The sequence below is a fragment of the Streptomyces sp. NRRL B-1140 genome (assembly GCF_001280065.1).
In the GTDB taxonomy this organism is placed as follows: Bacteria; Actinomycetota; Actinomycetes; order Streptomycetales; family Streptomycetaceae; genus Streptomyces.
In genome coordinates this window covers 1-15,285 of the sequence record NZ_LGEA01000097.1, presented here as the reverse complement: position 1 = coordinate 15,285, position 15,285 = coordinate 1, and the positions used below count along the sequence as shown (strand labels likewise).

Annotated in this window: 12 protein-coding genes and 1 pseudogene; 7 read left to right on the top strand and 6 right to left on the bottom strand. The window is 70.1% G+C overall.

Going from position 1 to position 15,285, the window contains the following annotated elements:
* Nucleotides 1-133 precede the first annotated feature (133 nt).
* Genes ADK65_RS17930 through ADK65_RS17915 form a run of 4 tightly spaced genes read left to right on the top strand, consistent with a single transcriptional unit; the run spans nucleotide 134 to nucleotide 5,365 of the window.
* Nucleotides 134-1,783 (top strand): glycoside hydrolase family 13 protein, encoded by a 1,650-nt coding sequence (locus ADK65_RS17930; protein ID WP_199825657.1) that lies wholly within the window; start codon nucleotides 134-136, stop codon nucleotides 1,781-1,783.
* A gap of 52 nt (nucleotides 1,784-1,835) precedes the next feature.
* Nucleotides 1,836-3,161, top strand: coding sequence for an ABC transporter substrate-binding protein (locus ADK65_RS17925; RefSeq protein ID WP_053671322.1), 1,326 nt, complete (start codon nucleotides 1,836-1,838; stop codon nucleotides 3,159-3,161).
* A gap of 6 nt (nucleotides 3,162-3,167) precedes the next feature.
* On the top strand, nucleotides 3,168-4,529 hold the full coding sequence (locus ADK65_RS17920; RefSeq protein ID WP_053671184.1) for a carbohydrate ABC transporter permease: 1,362 nt from the start codon (nucleotides 3,168-3,170) through the stop codon (nucleotides 4,527-4,529).
* Entirely contained in the window at nucleotides 4,526-5,365 is an 840-nt protein-coding gene (locus ADK65_RS17915; protein ID WP_053671183.1) for a carbohydrate ABC transporter permease, read from the top strand. Before ADK65_RS17920 ends, ADK65_RS17915 begins: the two co-directional genes overlap by 4 nt.
* A 168-nt stretch (nucleotides 5,366-5,533) precedes the next feature.
* Here the strand turns inward: ADK65_RS17915 and pgl are convergent, their stop codons facing one another.
* Genes pgl through tkt form a run of 5 tightly spaced genes read right to left on the bottom strand, consistent with a single transcriptional unit; the run spans nucleotide 5,534 to nucleotide 12,214 of the window.
* Complete coding sequence (gene pgl / locus ADK65_RS17910; RefSeq protein ID WP_078956028.1) at nucleotides 5,534-6,319, bottom strand: 6-phosphogluconolactonase; 786 nt, start codon at nucleotides 6,317-6,319, stop codon at nucleotides 5,534-5,536.
* Nucleotides 6,316-7,449, bottom strand: a complete 1,134-nt coding sequence (gene opcA / locus ADK65_RS17905; protein WP_053671182.1) for a glucose-6-phosphate dehydrogenase assembly protein OpcA — start codon at nucleotides 7,447-7,449, stop codon at nucleotides 6,316-6,318. The genes pgl and opcA overlap by 4 nt, the downstream gene beginning before the upstream one ends.
* On the bottom strand, nucleotides 7,446-8,969 hold the full coding sequence (gene zwf / locus ADK65_RS17900) for a glucose-6-phosphate dehydrogenase (RefSeq protein ID WP_053671181.1): 1,524 nt from the start codon (nucleotides 8,967-8,969) through the stop codon (nucleotides 7,446-7,448). Before zwf ends, opcA begins: the two co-directional genes overlap by 4 nt.
* Nucleotides 8,970-8,973: 4 nt before the next feature.
* On the bottom strand, nucleotides 8,974-10,092 hold the full coding sequence (gene tal, locus ADK65_RS17895) for a transaldolase (protein ID WP_053671180.1): 1,119 nt from the start codon (nucleotides 10,090-10,092) through the stop codon (nucleotides 8,974-8,976).
* 34 nt (nucleotides 10,093-10,126) lie between these two features.
* Nucleotides 10,127-12,214 (bottom strand): transketolase, encoded by a 2,088-nt coding sequence (gene tkt / locus ADK65_RS17890; RefSeq protein WP_053671179.1) that lies wholly within the window; start codon nucleotides 12,212-12,214, stop codon nucleotides 10,127-10,129.
* Between the two features lie 383 nt (nucleotides 12,215-12,597).
* On the opposite strand from tkt, the gene ADK65_RS17885 reads away from it, so the two are divergent.
* The 3 genes from ADK65_RS17885 (at nucleotide 12,598) to ADK65_RS17875 (ending at nucleotide 15,190) form a co-directional block, all read left to right on the top strand.
* Nucleotides 12,598-13,515 (top strand): heme o synthase, encoded by a 918-nt coding sequence (locus ADK65_RS17885; protein ID WP_199825656.1) that lies wholly within the window; start codon nucleotides 12,598-12,600, stop codon nucleotides 13,513-13,515.
* 58 nt (nucleotides 13,516-13,573) lie between these two features.
* Complete coding sequence (locus ADK65_RS17880) at nucleotides 13,574-13,906, top strand: hypothetical protein (RefSeq protein ID WP_053671177.1); 333 nt, start codon at nucleotides 13,574-13,576, stop codon at nucleotides 13,904-13,906.
* A gap of 177 nt (nucleotides 13,907-14,083) precedes the next feature.
* Nucleotides 14,084-15,190 carry an amidohydrolase family protein gene (locus tag ADK65_RS17875; protein ID WP_053671176.1) on the top strand — a complete coding sequence of 369 codons (1,107 nt, stop codon included), beginning with the start codon at nucleotides 14,084-14,086 and terminating at the stop codon, nucleotides 15,188-15,190.
* Here the strand turns inward: ADK65_RS17875 and ADK65_RS38080 are convergent.
* Nucleotides 15,187-15,285 (bottom strand): annotated as a pseudogene (locus ADK65_RS38080) (IS481 family transposase); the annotation flags it as partial. The gene ADK65_RS17875 and the pseudogene ADK65_RS38080 sit on opposite strands and share 4 nt — an antisense overlap.

Below are 15,285 nucleotides of genomic sequence, written 5' to 3'. Positions count from 1 at the left end.
ACTTACTTGTTAGGTAACGCGGGCGTCTCATCTCGCTGATGTTCACCCCTTTATGTCCCTTTTTGGGCTCCCCAAGCATGCGATACCTGCTGACTTTTCATTGACACCCTCTCGTCACGCCTACTTAACATGCATGCATAACCGCTGCCCTCCTCAGAGACAGGTCGATGGGTTGAACAGGCACCACTGGTGGCGTGACGCAGTGATCTATCAGGTGTACGTCCGCAGCTTCCTCGACAGCACCGGCGACGGCATCGGCGACCTCGCCGGCGTCCGGGCCGGACTGCCGTACCTCAAGAAGCTCGGCGTCGACGGGATCTGGCTGAGCCCCTTCTATCCCTCGCCGCAGCACGACCACGGCTACGACGTGGCCGACTACTGCGACGTCGACCCGCTCTTCGGTGACCTCGACGAGTTCGACCAGCTGGTCGGGGCCGCGCGGCGACTCGGCGTCAAGGTGCTCCTCGACATCGTCCCGAACCACTGCTCCAGCGAGCACCCCTGGTTCCGCGAGGCGCTAGCCGGCAGCCCGGCCCGCGCCCGCTTCCACTTCGCCGACGGCCGCGGCCCGGACGGCGCCGAGCCGCCCAACAACTGGCACGCCATGTTCGGCGGCCCGGCGTGGAGCCGGGTGACCGAGCCGGACGGGACGCCCGGCCAGTGGTACCTGCACATGTTCACGCCCGAGCAGCCCGACTGGAACTGGCGCGACCCCGAGGTCGCCGCCGAGTTCGACCGGGTCCTGCGCTTCTGGCTCGACCGGGGCGTCGACGGCTTCCGCATCGACGTCGCCGCCGGCCTCTACAAGCACCCCGAGCTGCCCGACTCCGACGACCCGGAGGCCGACGCCCGCACCCGCGACTCGGTCAACCCGCTCGCCTGGAACCAGCCCGAGGTGCACGACGTGTGGCGCCGCTGGCGCTCCATATGCGAGGAGTACACCGAGCGGGACGACCGCGAACGCCTCCTCGTCGGCGAGGTGTCCGTCCCGACCGCCCGCGAGCACGCGCAGTACGTCCGCTCCGACGAGCTGCACCAGGCCTTCTTCTTCGACCTGCTCAGCGCCTCCTGGGACGCCGACGCCTTCCAGAAGGTCATCTCGGAGGCCATGCAGGACATCGCCGGGACCGGCTCGACCGTCACCTGGGTCCTCAACAACCACGACCAGGTCCGCACCGTCACCCGCTACGGCGAACCCGCCACCGAGGGCAGCGGCCTCGGCGCCGCCCGCGCCCGCGCCGCGGCGCTGCTCATGCTGGCCCTGCCCGGCGCCGCCTACATCTACCAGGGCGAGGAGCTCGGGCTGCCGGAGGTCGTCGACCTGCCCGACGACGTGCTCACCGACCCGATCTTCCGCCGCACCGGCAGCCGTGCCCGCATCCGCGACGGCTGCCGGGTGCCCCTGCCCTGGTCGGGCCAGGCCTCACCGTTCGGCTTCACGCCGGGCGTGGAGAGCGCCAAGCCGTGGCTGCCGCAGCCGGAGTACTTCGCCGAGTACGCCACCGACCGTGCCCTCGCCGACACCCGCTCCTTCTGGCACCTGTACCGCGACGGCCTCCAACTGCGCTCCGCGCTTCCCCAGTTGGGTGAGGGCACGCTGCGCTGGCTGGACGCCCCGCCCGGTGTGCTGGCCTTCGAACGCGGCGACGACCTGGTCTGTGCCGTCAACTTCGGCACGGCCCCCACCCCCGCGCCGGTCCCCGGCGCCCCCCTGCTCGCCAGTGGCCCCTGCCCGTCCGGAGTGCTCTCCGGCTCGACGGCCGCCTGGTGGATCCGTTCCTGAACGCCTCGCAAGCGAACGCTTCGCAAGTCAACTTCCCGAAGGGACATCAATGATGATGCGACGACGTACCACCCTGCTCACCGGCTGCACCGCTCTCGTCCTGGCGCTCGGCGCGACCGCCTGCGGCGGCGGACCCGTCTCGGCCGGCGGCGGCGACAAGGCGCTCGGCGGCCAGACGGTCACCGTGGCCGGTGTCTGGTCCGGCACCGAGCAGAAGAACTTCCAGAAGGTGCTGGACGCCTTCACCGAGAAGACCGGCGCCAAGACGCAGTTCACGTCCACCGGCGACAACGTCTCCACCGTCGTCGGCAGCAAGATCGAGGGCGGCAACGCCCCCGACGTCGTGATGGTCCCGCAGGTCGGCGTGCTCAAGCAGTTCGCGCAGAAGGGCTGGCTCAAGCCGCTGTCGAAGAAGACCGAGCAGGCCGTCGACGCGGGCTACGCCCCCGTGTGGAAGAAGTACGGCAGCGTCGACGGCACCCTCTACGGCCTGTACTTCAAGGCCGCCCACAAGTCGACCGTCTGGTACAGCCCCGACGCCCTGGAGCAGGCCGGCGTCAAGCCCCCCAAGAGCTACGACGAGATGCTCAAGGCGGGGCAGACCGTGTCCGACTCCGGGCTCGCCGCGTTCTCCGTCGCCGGGCAGGACGGCTGGACCCTCACCGACTGGTTCGAGAACGTCTACCTCTCCCAGGCCGGACCCGAGAAATACGACGCCCTCGCCGCCCACAAGCTGAAGTGGACCGACGCGTCCGTCGTCGACGCCCTCACCACGCTCGGCAAGCTCTTCAAGGACAAGCAGCTCATCGCGGGCGGCCAGAAGGGCGCCCTGAACACCGACTTCCCCGGCTCGGTAGAGAAGGTGTTCGGCCCCGAGCCCGAGGCCGGCATGGTCTACGAGGGTGACTTCGTCGCCGGTGTCGCCAAGGACCAGTTCGGCAAGAAGGTCGGCCAGGACGCGAACTTCTTCCCGTTCCCGGCGGTCGGCGGCGGCGAGGCACCGGTCGTCAGCGGCGGCGACGCCGCCGTCGTCCTCAAGGACGGCAAGAACCAGAAGGCCGCGCAGGCCCTCCTGGAGTACCTGTCGACCCCCGAGGCCTCGGCCGTGTGGGCGGAGGCGGGCGGCTTCCTCTCGCCGAACAAGAAGGTCGACCTCTCCTCCTACGGCGACGACGTCACCCGTGCCACTGCCAAGTCACTCGTCCAGGCGGGCGACTCGGTCCGCTTCGACATGTCCGACCAGGCCCCGGCCGCGTTCGGCGGCACCAAGGGCACCGGCGAGTGGAAGCTGCTGCAGGACTTCCTGCGCGACCCGTCCGACCCGAAGGGCACCGCGGCGAAGCTGGAGGCCGCGGCGGCCAAGGCGTACCAGGACTGATACGCCATGACAGCGACCCTCGCGCAAGAGACGAGTTCACCACCCCCCGGCCCGGTCGCCGACCGCACCCGGCGACTGCGCCGGCGCGGGAAGATCATCGCCCTGCTGTTCGTGCTGCCCGCACTGCTGCTGCTCGGCGCGCTCGTCGTCTACCCGGTGCTGTTCAGCATCGGCCGCAGCTTCTTCGACGCCTCCGGGACGAGCTTCGTCGGCGGCGACAACTACGCCGAGATGTTCCGGGACCCGGCGACTCTCAAAGCCGTCCGCAACACGGCCATCTGGGTCGTCATCGCCCCGGCTCTGCTCACCGGCCTCGGGCTGATCCTCGCCGTCCTGGTGGAGAAGGTCCGCTGGGCCACGGCCTTCAAGCTGCTCCTCTTCATGCCGATGGCCGTCTCCTTCCTCGCCGCCGGCATCATCTTCCGGCTCGCCTACGACGAGGATCCCGACAAGGGCGTGCTCAACGCCGCGGTCGTCTCCGTCCACGACGCCTTTAAGGGGGAGTCCTCCTACCCGACGGCCCGGGCACGCGACGCCCACGGCCTGACGAAGGACAAGGACGGCTCGTACCGCACGAGCACGAGCGTGGCGCCCGGCGACGCGGTGGCGCTGGGCCTGGTCGGCGTGCAGCCCGACGACCTGCCGGGCGGAGCCGAGCCGGCCTACGCGGCGGCGGCACGCAAGGCCGCCGCCGACGAACTGCGCGGAGTCGTCTACCTCGACTTCAAGCCCGGCGGCGGAGGGGAGCAGGGCAAGGTCGACCGGGGGGAGAGCGGGCTGCCGGAGATGAAGGTCGAGGCGGTCCGCGACGGCGAGACGATCGCCGCGACCACCACGACCGCCGACGGTTCCTTCCGCTTCGAGGGCCTCGCGTCGGGCTCCTACGAGGTGAGACTGCCGTCGTCGAACTTCGCCCAGCCCTACGACGGCGTCTCCTGGCTCGGGCCGGCGCTGGTCACCCCGGCGATCATCGGCGCCTACCTGTGGATATGGACCGGCTTCGCCATGGTGCTGATCGGGGCGGGACTGTCGACACTGCCCCGGGACGCCCTGGAGGCGGCGCGGATGGACGGCGCGAACGAGTGGCAGATCTTCCGGCGGATCACGGTGCCGCTGCTGGCACCGGTGCTGTCGGTCGTGTTCATCACCCTCGTCATCAACGTGATGAAGGTCTTCGACCTCGTCTACATCATCGCGCCCGGCCCCGTGCAGGAGGACGCGACCGTGCTCGCGACGCAGATGTGGCTGGTGTCGTTCGGCGGCGGCAACAACCAGGGACTCGGCAGCGCCCTCGGCGTACTGCTCCTGCTGCTGGTCGTCCCGGCCATGGTGTTCAACGTCCGCCGCTTCCGAAGGAGTCAGCGATGAACGCGGTCCGGCGCGGACTGGGCAACGGGGCCGTCCAGGCCTTCCTCGTCCTGATCGGCCTGGTGTGGATGACGCCGCTGGCGGGGCTGTTCCTGTCCTCGCTGCGGTCCGCCGAGGACACGGCCAAGGGCGGCTGGTGGACGGTGTTCTCCAGCCCCGGGCAGCTGTCCTTCGACAACTACTCGTCCCTGCTGGGCAACGCCGGGATCACCCAGGCGTTCTGGAACACGGTGCTGATATCGGTGCCCACGACCGTTCTGGTCGTGGTGATCGCGGCACTCGCGGGCTACGCCTTCGCGTGGCTGGACTTCCCCGGGCGGGAGACGATCTTCCTGGTCGTGGTCGCGCTGCTGGTGGTGCCCGTGCAGATCGGACTGCTGCCGGTCGCCAAACTCTTCGGGCAACTGGGCCTGTTCGGCACGATTCCCGGTGTCGTCCTCTTCCACGTGGCCTACGGCCTGCCGTTCGCGGTGTTCCTGCTCCGCAACTACTTCGCCGAGATGCCGAAGGAGATGCTGGAGGCGGCTCGCATGGACGGGGGCAGTGAGTGGCGCATCTTCACGCGGCTGGTCCTGCCCGTGGGGCGGCCGGCGATCGCCTCCCTGGCCATCTTCCAGTTCCTTTGGGTATGGAACGACATGCTGGTGGCGCTGCTGTTCGCGGACAGCACGTCACAGCCGCTGACCGTGGAACTCCAGTCGCAGATACGGCAGTTCGGAAGCAACATCGACGTGCTGGCACCGGGGGCGTTCGTGTCGCTGATCGTCCCCGTCGTCGTGTTCTTCGCGTTCCAGAGGCACTTCGTGCAGGGCGTGATGGCCGGATCGGTCAAGTAGCCGCTGTACCAGAGGGCTCCGCCCCCTGGACCCCCGGACCTATGCCCACCCACCACCCGAAACTGCCCTGACAGGGGGCAACTCGTGAGTTCAGCCTCCTGGCTGACCGCTTCGGGTGGTGGGTGGGCGAAGGAATGGGGGTCCAGGGGGCGGAGCCCCCTGGTGTGCCTAGGCCGAAGCCGGCGGATACAGCGAACGCGGTAGCTGCGACGCCGCCGCCCCGTCCAGGAGCCACAGGGTCCGGCTCCTGCCGTACGCCCCCGCCGCCGGAGCCTGGATCTCTCCCGCCCCCGACAGGGCGATCGCCGCCGCCTGCGCCTTGTCCTCGCCCGCCGCCAGCAGCCACACCTCACGCGCCGTCCGGATCGCCGGCAGCGTCAGCGTCACCCGGGTCGGCGGCGGCTTGGGCGCGCCGTGGACGCCCACGACCGTACGCTCCGTCTCCCGCACCGCCGGCAACTCCGGGAACAGTGACGCCACATGCGTGTCCGGCCCGACGCCCAGCATCAGCACGTCGAACGTGGGCACCGGCCCGTGGTTCTCCGGGCCCGCCGCCGCTGCCAGCTCCTGCGCGTACGCGGCGGCCGCCGCGTCCACGTCGGTCCCGTGCGGCCCGTCCGACGCGGGCATCGCGTGCACCCGCTTCGGATCGAGCGGCACCGAGTCGAGCAGGGCCTCCCTGGCCTGGGTGACGTTGCGCTCGGGGTCGCCCTCGGGCAGGAACCGCTCGTCGCCCCACCAGAGGTCGAGCCGGCTCCAGTCGATCGCGTCCCGGGCGGGCGCCGCGGCCAACGCGGCAAGCAGGCCGTTGCCGTTGCGGCCGCCCGTCAGGACCACGGACGCCGAACCCCGGGAGGCCTGCGCGTCCACGATCCTGGTGATCAGCCGCGCCGCCGCGGCCTGCGCCATCAGCTCCTTGTCGCGGTGGACGACCAGCTGCGGTGCCGTACTCACTTCGTCGTCGCCTTCCGTACCGGTTCCAGCGCGGGCGGTTCCTGCCTCACCGGTTCCTCCGCCGTCGCTTGTGAAGCGGGAGCTTTCGCAGCCGCTTCAACGGGAGCGGGGAGGGCGAGTCGTCCTCGCCCGTCACTTTTGGGCTCTCCGCGCTCTCCTTTGGCGGCCGAGTCCCCGGGGACCCGCGGCGCCGGAGCCGACCAGGACGACTTCAGCCGGTCCACCCCGAACCGCAGCGCCGACGCGTATGTGTCGTCCGGGTCCAGGCGGCGCAGCTCCTCCGCCATCAGCTCGGCGGTCTCCCTGCGCTTGAGCGCGACGGCCCGGTCCGGCTGGCCCTCGATGGAGAGCGTCGCCAGCGAACCGTCGGCACGGTCCAGCTTGATCGGCCCGCAGTTGGTGTCCATCCGGACCGCCGTCAGACCCGGGCCGCTGGACAGCGAGCGCTTCACGGGGACGTCCAGCCGGTCCGCGAGCCACATCGCCAGCAGCTCACAACTCGGGTTGAACTCCTCGCCCTCCACCTCGACGGCCCGCACCTCGCAGGCCACCTGGTCGAGGGCCGCCGCCAGCATGGAACGCCAGGGCGTGATGCGGGTCCAGGACAGGTCCGTGTCACCGGGGGTGTAGGCCCGGGACCTGGTCGCAAGGTCGCGGACCGGCTGCTCGGAGGCGTAGGTGTCGGTGACGCGGCGCTGCGCGAGGGCACCCAGGGGGTCCTTCGCCGGGTCCAGCGGCGCGTTCACCGGCCACCACACCACCACCGGGGCGTCCGGCAGCAGCAACGGCAGCACCACCGACTGGGCGTGGTCCGCGACCTCGCCGTACAGCCGGAGCACGACCGTCTCACCGGTGCCCGCGTCCGCGCCGACCCGGACCTCCGCGTCCAGACGGGACTGTGTGCGGTCGCGGGGCGAGCGGGAGACGCGCTTGATCACCACGAGCGTGCGCGAGGGATGCTCGTGCGCGGCGTCGCTCGCGGCCTTCAGCGCGTCGTAGGCGTTCTCCTCGTCCGTCACGATGACCAGCGTGAGCACCATGCCGACCGCCGGAGTGCCGATCGCCCGGCGCCCCTGCACCAGGGCCTTGTTGACCTTGCTGGCCGTGGTGTCCGTGAGGTCTGTCTTCATGGCCGGCGCCAGCTCCGTCCGTGTCGCTCGAGCATTTCGTCCGCCTCGACGGGCCCCCAGGTACCGGCCGGGTACTGGGCGGGCTTGCCGTTCTTGTCCCAGTACTCCTCGATCGGGTCGAGGATCTTCCAGGACAGCTCGACCTCCTCGGTGCGCGGGAAGAGGTTCGAGTCACCGAGCAGAACGTCCAGGATCAGACGCTCGTACGCCTCCGGGCTGGACTCCGTGAAGGACTCGCCGTAGGCGAAGTCCATCGACACGTCCCGGATCTCCATCGACGTACCCGGCACCTTCGAGCCGAAGCGGACCGTCACGCCTTCGTCCGGCTGGACGCGGATGACGATCGCGTTGGAGCCGAGCTCCTCGGTGGCGGTGGAGTCGAAGGGGGAGTGCGGGGCCCGCTGGAAGACGACCGCGATCTCCGTCACCCGGCGGCCCAGGCGCTTGCCGGTGCGCAGGTAGAAGGGGACGCCCGCCCAGCGGCGGTTGTCGATCTCCAGCTTGATCGCGGCGTACGTGTCGGTCTTCGAGGAGGCGTCGATACCGTCCTCGTCGAGATAGCCGATCACCTTCGCGCCGCCCTGCCAGCCGGCCGCGTACTGGGCGCGCACGGTGTCGCGGCCCATGTCCTTCGGCAGCCGCACGGCGCCGAGCACCTTCGTCTTCTCCGCGGCCAGCGCGTCCGCGTCGAAGGAGGCCGGCTCCTCCATGGCCGTCAGGGCCATCAGCTGGAGCAGGTGGTTCTGGATGACGTCCCGGGCGGCGCCGATGCCGTCGTAGTACCCGGCCCGGCCGCCGATGCCGATGTCCTCGGCCATGGTGATCTGCACGTGGTCCACGAGGGACCGGTTCCAGATCGGCTCGAACATGGTGTTGGCGAAGCGCAGCGCCAGGATGTTCTGGACGGTCTCCTTGCCCAGGTAGTGGTCGATGCGGAAGACCTGGTCCGGGGCGAAGACCTCGTGGACGAGCTTGTTGAGCTCCTCGGCCGACTCCAGGTTGTGGCCGAACGGCTTCTCGATGATCGCGCGCCGCCAGGAACCGCCCGTCTGGTCGGCCAGCTGGTGCTTCTTCAGCTGCTTGATGACCACCGGGAAGGCCGACGGCGGCACCGACAGGTAGAAGGCGAAGTTGCCGCCCGTGCCCTGTGCCTTGTCGAGCTCCTCGATCGTGGAGCGCAGCCGCTCGAAGGCGTCGTCGTCGTCGAACGTGCCCTGCACGAAGCGCATGCCCTGGATGAGCTGCTGCCAGACCTCCTCGCGGAAGGGCGTGCGGGCGTGCTCCTTGACGGCGTCGTGGACCTCCTGCGCGAAGTCCTCGTGCGCCCACTCGCGGCGGGCGAAGCCGACCAGCGAGAAGCCCGGCGGCAGCAGACCCCGGTTGGCGAGGTCGTACACGGCGGGCATGAGCTTCTTGCGGGACAGGTCCCCCGTGACGCCGAAGATGACCAGGCCCGACGGCCCCGCGATGCGCGGGAGCCGTCGGTCCGCGGGGTCACGCAGCGGGTTGCTGCTCGACACCTGTTCAGCCCTCCGAGGGGGCGAGGCGCTGAAGCTCGGCCTCGGTCGACTTCAGCAGGTCGGTCCAGGAGTCCTCGAACTTCTGGACGCCCTCCTCCTCCAGCAGCCGCACCACGTCGTCGTACTTGATCCCGAGCTTCTCGACCGCGTCGAGGTCGGCGCGGGCCTGCTCGTACGTACCGGCGACGGCGTTGCCGCGGATCTCGCCCTGCTCCTCCGTGGCGAACAGCGTCGCCTCCGGCATGGTGTTCACCGTGTTGGGCGCGACCAGCTCGTCGACGTACAGGGTGGGCTTGTACGCCTTGTCCTTCACGCCGGTGGACGCCCACAGCGGACGCTGCTTGTTGGCGCCCGCCTTCTCCAGCGCGCTCCAGCGGTCCGAGGAGAAGACCTCCTCGTACGCCTGGTAGGCCAGCCGGGCGTTGGCGATACCGGCCTTGCCCCGCGCGGCCTTGGCCTCGTCGGTGCCCAGCGCGTCGATCCGCTTGTCGATCTCGGTGTCCACGCGGGACACGAAGAACGAGGCCACGGAGTGGATCTGCGACAGGTCCAGGCCGCGCTCCTTGGCCTTCTCCAGGCCCTCCAGGAACGCGTCCATGACCAGGCGGTAGCGCTCCAGCGAGAAGATCAGCGTGACGTTGACGCTGATGCCCAGGCCGATGGTCTCGGCGATGGCCGGGATGCCCGCCTCGGTCGCCGGGATCTTGATGAGGGTGTTGGGCCGGTCCACCAGCCAGGCGAGCTGCTTGGCCTCGGCGACCGTCGCCCGCGTGTGGTGCGCCAGGCGCGGGTCGACCTCGATCGAGACCCGGCCGTCCTGGCCGCCGGTGGCGTCGAAGACCGGGCGCAGGATGTCGGCGGCGTCGCGGACGTCCGCCGTCGTGATCATGCGGATGGCCTCTTCGACCGTGACCTTGCGGGCGGCGAGGTCGGTCAGCTGCGTGTCGTAGCCGTCGCCCTGCGAGATCGCCTTCTGGAAGATCGACGGGTTGGTGGTGACGCCCACGACGTGCTGCTGGTCGATCAGCTCGGCGAGGTTGCCGGACGTGATCCGCTTGCGCGACAGGTCGTCCAGCCAGATCGCCACGCCTTCCTCGGAGAGGCGCTTCAGTGCGTCTGTCATGGAAATTCCATCTCCTACGTGTCGTGTATAAGCGTCAGCGCTGAGCTGCGGCGATCGATTCCCGCGCGGCGGCGGCCACGTTCTCGGGAGTGAAGCCGAACTCGCGGAAGAGGACCTTGCCGTCGGCCGAAGCACCGAAGTGCTCCAGGGAAACGATGCGGCCGGCGTCCCCCACGTACTTGTGCCACGTGAGACCGATACCGGCCTCCACCGCGACACGAGCCCGGACGGACGGCGGCAGGACGCTGTCCCGGTACCCCTGGTCCTGCTGCTCGAACCACTCCACCGACGGCATGGACACGACGCGCGTGGGCACGCCGGCGCTCTGGAGCTGCTCGCGCGCCTCGACGGCGACGTGCACCTCCGAGCCGGTGGCGATCAGGATGACCTCGGGCTCGCCGCCGTCGGCCTCGAACAGCACGTAACCGCCGCGCGCGGCACCCTCGTTGGGCGCGTACGTCGGCACGCCCTGACGCGTCAGCGCCAGACCGTGCGGCTGGCCCTTGCCGAACTCCTTCGTCCAGCGCTTGAGGATCTCGCGCCAGGCGATGGCGGTCTCGTTGGCGTCGGCCGGGCGCACGACGTTCAGGCCCGGGATCGCGCGCAGCGAGGCGAGGTGCTCGACCGGCTGGTGCGTCGGGCCGTCCTCGCCCAGACCGATGGAGTCGTGCGTCCACACGTACGTCACCGGCAGGTGCATCAGCGCCGACAGCCGCACCGCGTTGCGCATGTAGTCGGAGAACACCAGGAAGGTGCCGCCGTAGATGCGGGTGTTGCCGTGCAGCGCGATGCCGTTCATCTCGGCGGCCATCGCGTGCTCGCGGATACCGAAGTGGATCGTGCGGCCGTACGGGTCCGCCTCCGGCAGCGGGTTGTCCGCCGGGAGGAAGGAGCTGGTCTTGTCGATCGTGGTGTTGTTGGAGCCGGCCAGGTCGGCCGATCCGCCCCACAGCTCGGGGACGACCCCGCCGAGCGCCTGGAGGATCTTGCCGGAGGCGGCGCGCGTGGCGACACCCTTGCCGACCTCGAAGACCGGGATCTTCTCCTCCCAGCCCTTGGGCAGCTCACCCTTGGCGATCCGGTCGTACTCCGCGGCGCGCTCGGGGTTGTTGTCCCGCCACTGCTGGTACGCCTTCTCCCACACCGCGCGGGCCGCCTGGCCCCGCTCCAGCGCCTTGCGGGTGTGCGAGATGACCTCGTCGGACACCTCGAAGGACTGCTCCGGGTCGAAGCCGAGGACCCGCTTGGTCGCCGCGACCTCGTCGTCGCCCAGCGCCGAGCCGTGCGCGGCCTCGGTGTTCTGCGCGTTCGGGGCCGGCCAGGCGATGATCGAGCGCATCGCGATGAACGACGGCCTGTCCGTCACGGCCTTGGCCTTCTGGATCGCCTCGTAGATCGCGGCCGGGTCCAGGTCCCCGTCGGCCTTCGGCTCCACCCGCTGGACGTGCCAGCCGTACGCCTCGTACCGCTTGACGGTGTCCTCGGACACGGCCGTCTCGGTGTCGCCCTCGATCGAGATGTGGTTGTCGTCCCACAGCAGGATCAGGTTGCCGAGCTTCTGGTGGCCCGCCATCGAGGACGCCTCGGCGGAGATGCCCTCCTGGAGGCAGCCGTCACCGGCGATGCAGTAGACGAAGTGGTCGAAGGGCGACTCGCCCTCGGCGGCCTCCGGGTCGAACAGGCCGCGCTCGTAGCGGGCGGCCATCGCCATGCCGACCGCGTTCGCGACACCCTGGCCGAGCGGGCCGGTCGTCGTCTCCACACCGGTCGTGTGCCCGTACTCGGGGTGACCGGGGGTCTTGGAGCCCCACGTGCGGAAGGACTTCAGGTCGTCCAGCTCCAGGCCGAAGCCGGCCAGGTACAGCTGGGTGTAGAGGGTCAGGGACGAGTGGCCGGCGGACAGCACGAAGCGGTCCCGTCCGACCCAGTCGGCGTCCGCCGGGTCGTGCCGCATCACCTTCTGGAAGAGGGTGTAGGCGGCAGGCGCCAGGCTCATCGCCGTACCCGGATGGCCGTTGCCGACCTTCTGTACGGCATCGGCGGCCAGGACACGCGCGGTGTCGACGGACCGCTGGTCCAACTCGGTCCACTCGAGGTCTGTGGTGGTCGGCTTGGTGCTCACCCTGGGTCAGGGCTCCTCTCCACATGTCGGATGCCGGTGTATCGGGGCGCCCACCGGCCGCAGTCGAGCCTACCCCCGTGGGACGTGCGTTTTTTCGAGTCACTCCAGAGTGCCGGGACGGATCCCGATCCGCTTCCTGACTGGGCCGTACCGTATTCGACAGGTGAATACGGAGCCGCTCATCCGGGTGCTCAATCGAGCTTCGGCGCGCCCTTCGGAAGGTGCCCGCCAACACGAGACGACCCCCGCGAATGTCCGAGTCTGGGCAACGTCTAAAGTGGCGTGGTACGCGCGAGCCTTTACCGGGACTTCACAGCGGTGAGGCTTGCTGGGATGTCTCTGTAGGGGTGTGCGTGACGGCCGTTGAATCCCGTCCAGCGGGGATGACCGGGGCGGACCAGAGCCCGGCTCACCGGCCGCTCGGGGCCCGTGTCATGGCTTTCGTGGCTCTCACCAAGCCGCGGATCATCGAGCTGCTGCTGATCACCACGGTGCCGGTGATGTTCCTGGCGCAGCAGGGCGTGCCCGACCTGACACTGGTGCTGCTGACGTGTCTCGGCGGCTACCTGTCCGCGGGCGGCGCGAACGCGCTCAACATGTACATCGACCGCGACATCGACGCGCTCATGGACCGCACCTCGCAGCGCCCGCTGGTCACCGGCATGGTCAGCCCGCGCGAGTGCCTGGCCTTCGGCATCACCCTGGCCATCACGTCCACCCTGCTCTTCGGCCTCACCGTGAACTGGCTGAGCGCCTGGCTCGCCCTCGGCGCGCTCCTCTTCTACGTCGTCGTCTACACGATGATCCTCAAGCGCCGCACCTCGCAGAACATCGTGTGGGGCGGCATCGCCGGCTGCCTGCCGGTGCTGATCGGCTGGTCCTCGGTCACGAACTCGATGTCGTGGGCGCCGGTCATCCTCTTCATGGTCATGTTCTTCTGGACGCCGCCGCACTACTGGCCGCTGTCCATGAAGGTCAAGGACGACTACGCGCGCGTGGGCGTGCCCATGCTGCCGGTGGTGGCCTCCAACAAGGTGGTCGCCAAGCAGATCGTGATCTACAGCTGGGTCATGGTCGGCGTCTCGCTCCTGCTCACCCCGCTGGGCTACACCGGCTGGTTCTACACCTCGGTGGCCCTGCTGGCGGGCGGCTTCTGGCTCTGGGAGGCGCACGGCCTGCAGAACCGCGCCAAGGCTGAGGTGACGGGCGCGAAGCTGAAGGAGATGCGCCTGTTCCACTGGTCGATCACCTATGTGTCGCTGCTCTTCGTGGCGGTCGCGGTCGACCCCTTCCTGCGCTGACGCACGTCACACCGCCCCGCCCTCGCGAGTCGATCTACTCGTGAGTAGCATCCTGGCCATGGCAGACACGCAGCAGGTTGACCCGAAGGCCGAGCGCAAGGTGGCCCGGCTGGCCAAGCAGATCTCCTCCTTCTCCGCGGCCCACGGCGGCGCCGAGGGCCAGGTCGCCTACCTCGGCGAGCGCGGCGCCCGCATCGTCCTGGTCGGCGAGGACGGCAACTGGGGCGACCTGGTCGCCCCGTCCTACGACATCGCCGAGCAGGCCGTGCAGAAGGCGGGCATCACCCGCCACGAGTCCTTCGACGGCGAGTTCGCGGCCAAGGTCAAGACCGGCCGCTACGAGTGGTCGCGCATGGCCGGCATCCAGGTCGGCGGCCCCAAGAACGACTGACCCGTTTCGGGGGCGCGGGGCTGTATCGATGTGCGGCTCCGCCGCGTGGGCGCGACCAGCCACAACGGCCCCGCACCCGCCGAACCCACCGGTACTCCCACGACGGCCCCGCGACCTCACACCCGGTTCACCCGTTAGGACCCTTGAGAGCAACAGGGTCCACCCCGGGAGGCCCGGATGATCGAAACGCCGTCACTGGTGGACCAGTACTGCCACGGAGTACTCCGGACGGAGCTGGGCCTCGGCACCTTCGAGGCCCACCTCAGCCGCACCGAGGGCCCACCCGCCCCCGGCACCACCCTCTTCGACACCCAGACCGGCTTCGCCGTGCGGCGCTGGTGCCCGCCGCTGCTCGGCCTCGAATCCCACTGCACACCCGCGCGCTACCTGGCCCGACGCCGGGAACTGGGCGTCCTGGAGTCCGGCCGCCGCCTGTTGCGCGGCAGCGGCATCACCACCTACCTGGTCGACACCGGCCTCCCCGGCGACCTGACGGAACCGGGGGAACTGGCCAGCGCGGGAGCCGCCCGGGCCCGCGAGATCGTGCGCCTGGAACTCCTCGCCGAGCAGGTCGCCGACACCTCCGGCACCGTCGAGTCCTTCCTCGCCAACCTCGCCGAGTCGGTGCACGCGGCCGCCGCGACCGCCGTCGCCTTCACCTCGGTCGCCGGCACACGGCACGGCCTCGCCCTCGCGCCGGAGCCGCCCGGGCCGGGGGAGGTGCGGGGCGCGGCCGGCCGCTGGCTCGCCGGGCGCGGGGTCGGCGAAGAGCTGAGCGATCCGGTGCTGCTACGGCACCTGCTGTGGAGCGCGGTCGCCTCGGGGCTGCCGCTGCAGCTGCACGCGGGGCTCGGCGCACCGGGGCTGCGGGCCGACGGGACGGACCCGGTGCTCCTGACGGACTTCGTTCGGGCCACCGCCGGTCTCGGCACGGACCTGGTCCTGCTGCACGGCTACCCGTACCACCGGCAGGCCGCCCATCTCGCCGGTGTCTTCCCGCACGTCCACGTCGACTGCGGCGCGGCCCTGGTCCGCACGGGCGCCCGGGCCGCGACCGTCCTCGCGGAGATCCTGGAGCTGGCCCCCTTCGGCAAGATCCTCTTCTCCACCGGCGCCCAGGGCCTGCCCGAGCTGCACGTGGTGGGGGCCCGGCTGTTCCGTGAGGCCCTGGGGCGGGTGCTCGGCACCTGGGTAGCCGAGGGCGCCTGGTCACCGGCCGACGCGCAGCGGGTGGCGGGCATGCTGGCGTCGGGGAACGCGAGACGGGTCTACGGGCTCGACTAGGTGTATTGACCTGGAGCGTTGTTCACACGGCTGATCGGTGGCTGGCCTCCGAGTGCGGTGTGGCAGCGATGGTAGTTGTAGACGTGGAGGAAGTC

Bases quoted from the DNA above. Each gene is read 5' to 3' on its own strand.
- ADK65_RS17930 (WP_199825657.1), top strand. From the start codon at position 134: ATGCATAACCGCTGCCCTCCTCAGAGACAGGTCGATGGGTTGAACAGG.
- ADK65_RS17925 (WP_053671322.1), top strand. From the start codon at position 1,836: ATGATGCGACGACGTACCACCCTGCTCACCGGCTGCACCGCTCTCGTC.
- ADK65_RS17920 (WP_053671184.1), top strand. From the start codon at position 3,168: ATGACAGCGACCCTCGCGCAAGAGACGAGTTCACCACCCCCCGGCCCG.
- ADK65_RS17915 (WP_053671183.1), top strand. From the start codon at position 4,526: ATGAACGCGGTCCGGCGCGGACTGGGCAACGGGGCCGTCCAGGCCTTC.
- opcA (WP_053671182.1), bottom strand. From the start codon at position 7,449: ATGAAGACAGACCTCACGGACACCACGGCCAGCAAGGTCAACAAGGCC.
- tal (WP_053671180.1), bottom strand. From the start codon at position 10,092: ATGACAGACGCACTGAAGCGCCTCTCCGAGGAAGGCGTGGCGATCTGG.
- ADK65_RS17885 (WP_199825656.1), top strand. From the start codon at position 12,598: ATGACCGGGGCGGACCAGAGCCCGGCTCACCGGCCGCTCGGGGCCCGT.
- ADK65_RS17880 (WP_053671177.1), top strand. From the start codon at position 13,574: ATGGCAGACACGCAGCAGGTTGACCCGAAGGCCGAGCGCAAGGTGGCC.
- ADK65_RS17875 (WP_053671176.1), top strand. From the start codon at position 14,084: ATGATCGAAACGCCGTCACTGGTGGACCAGTACTGCCACGGAGTACTC.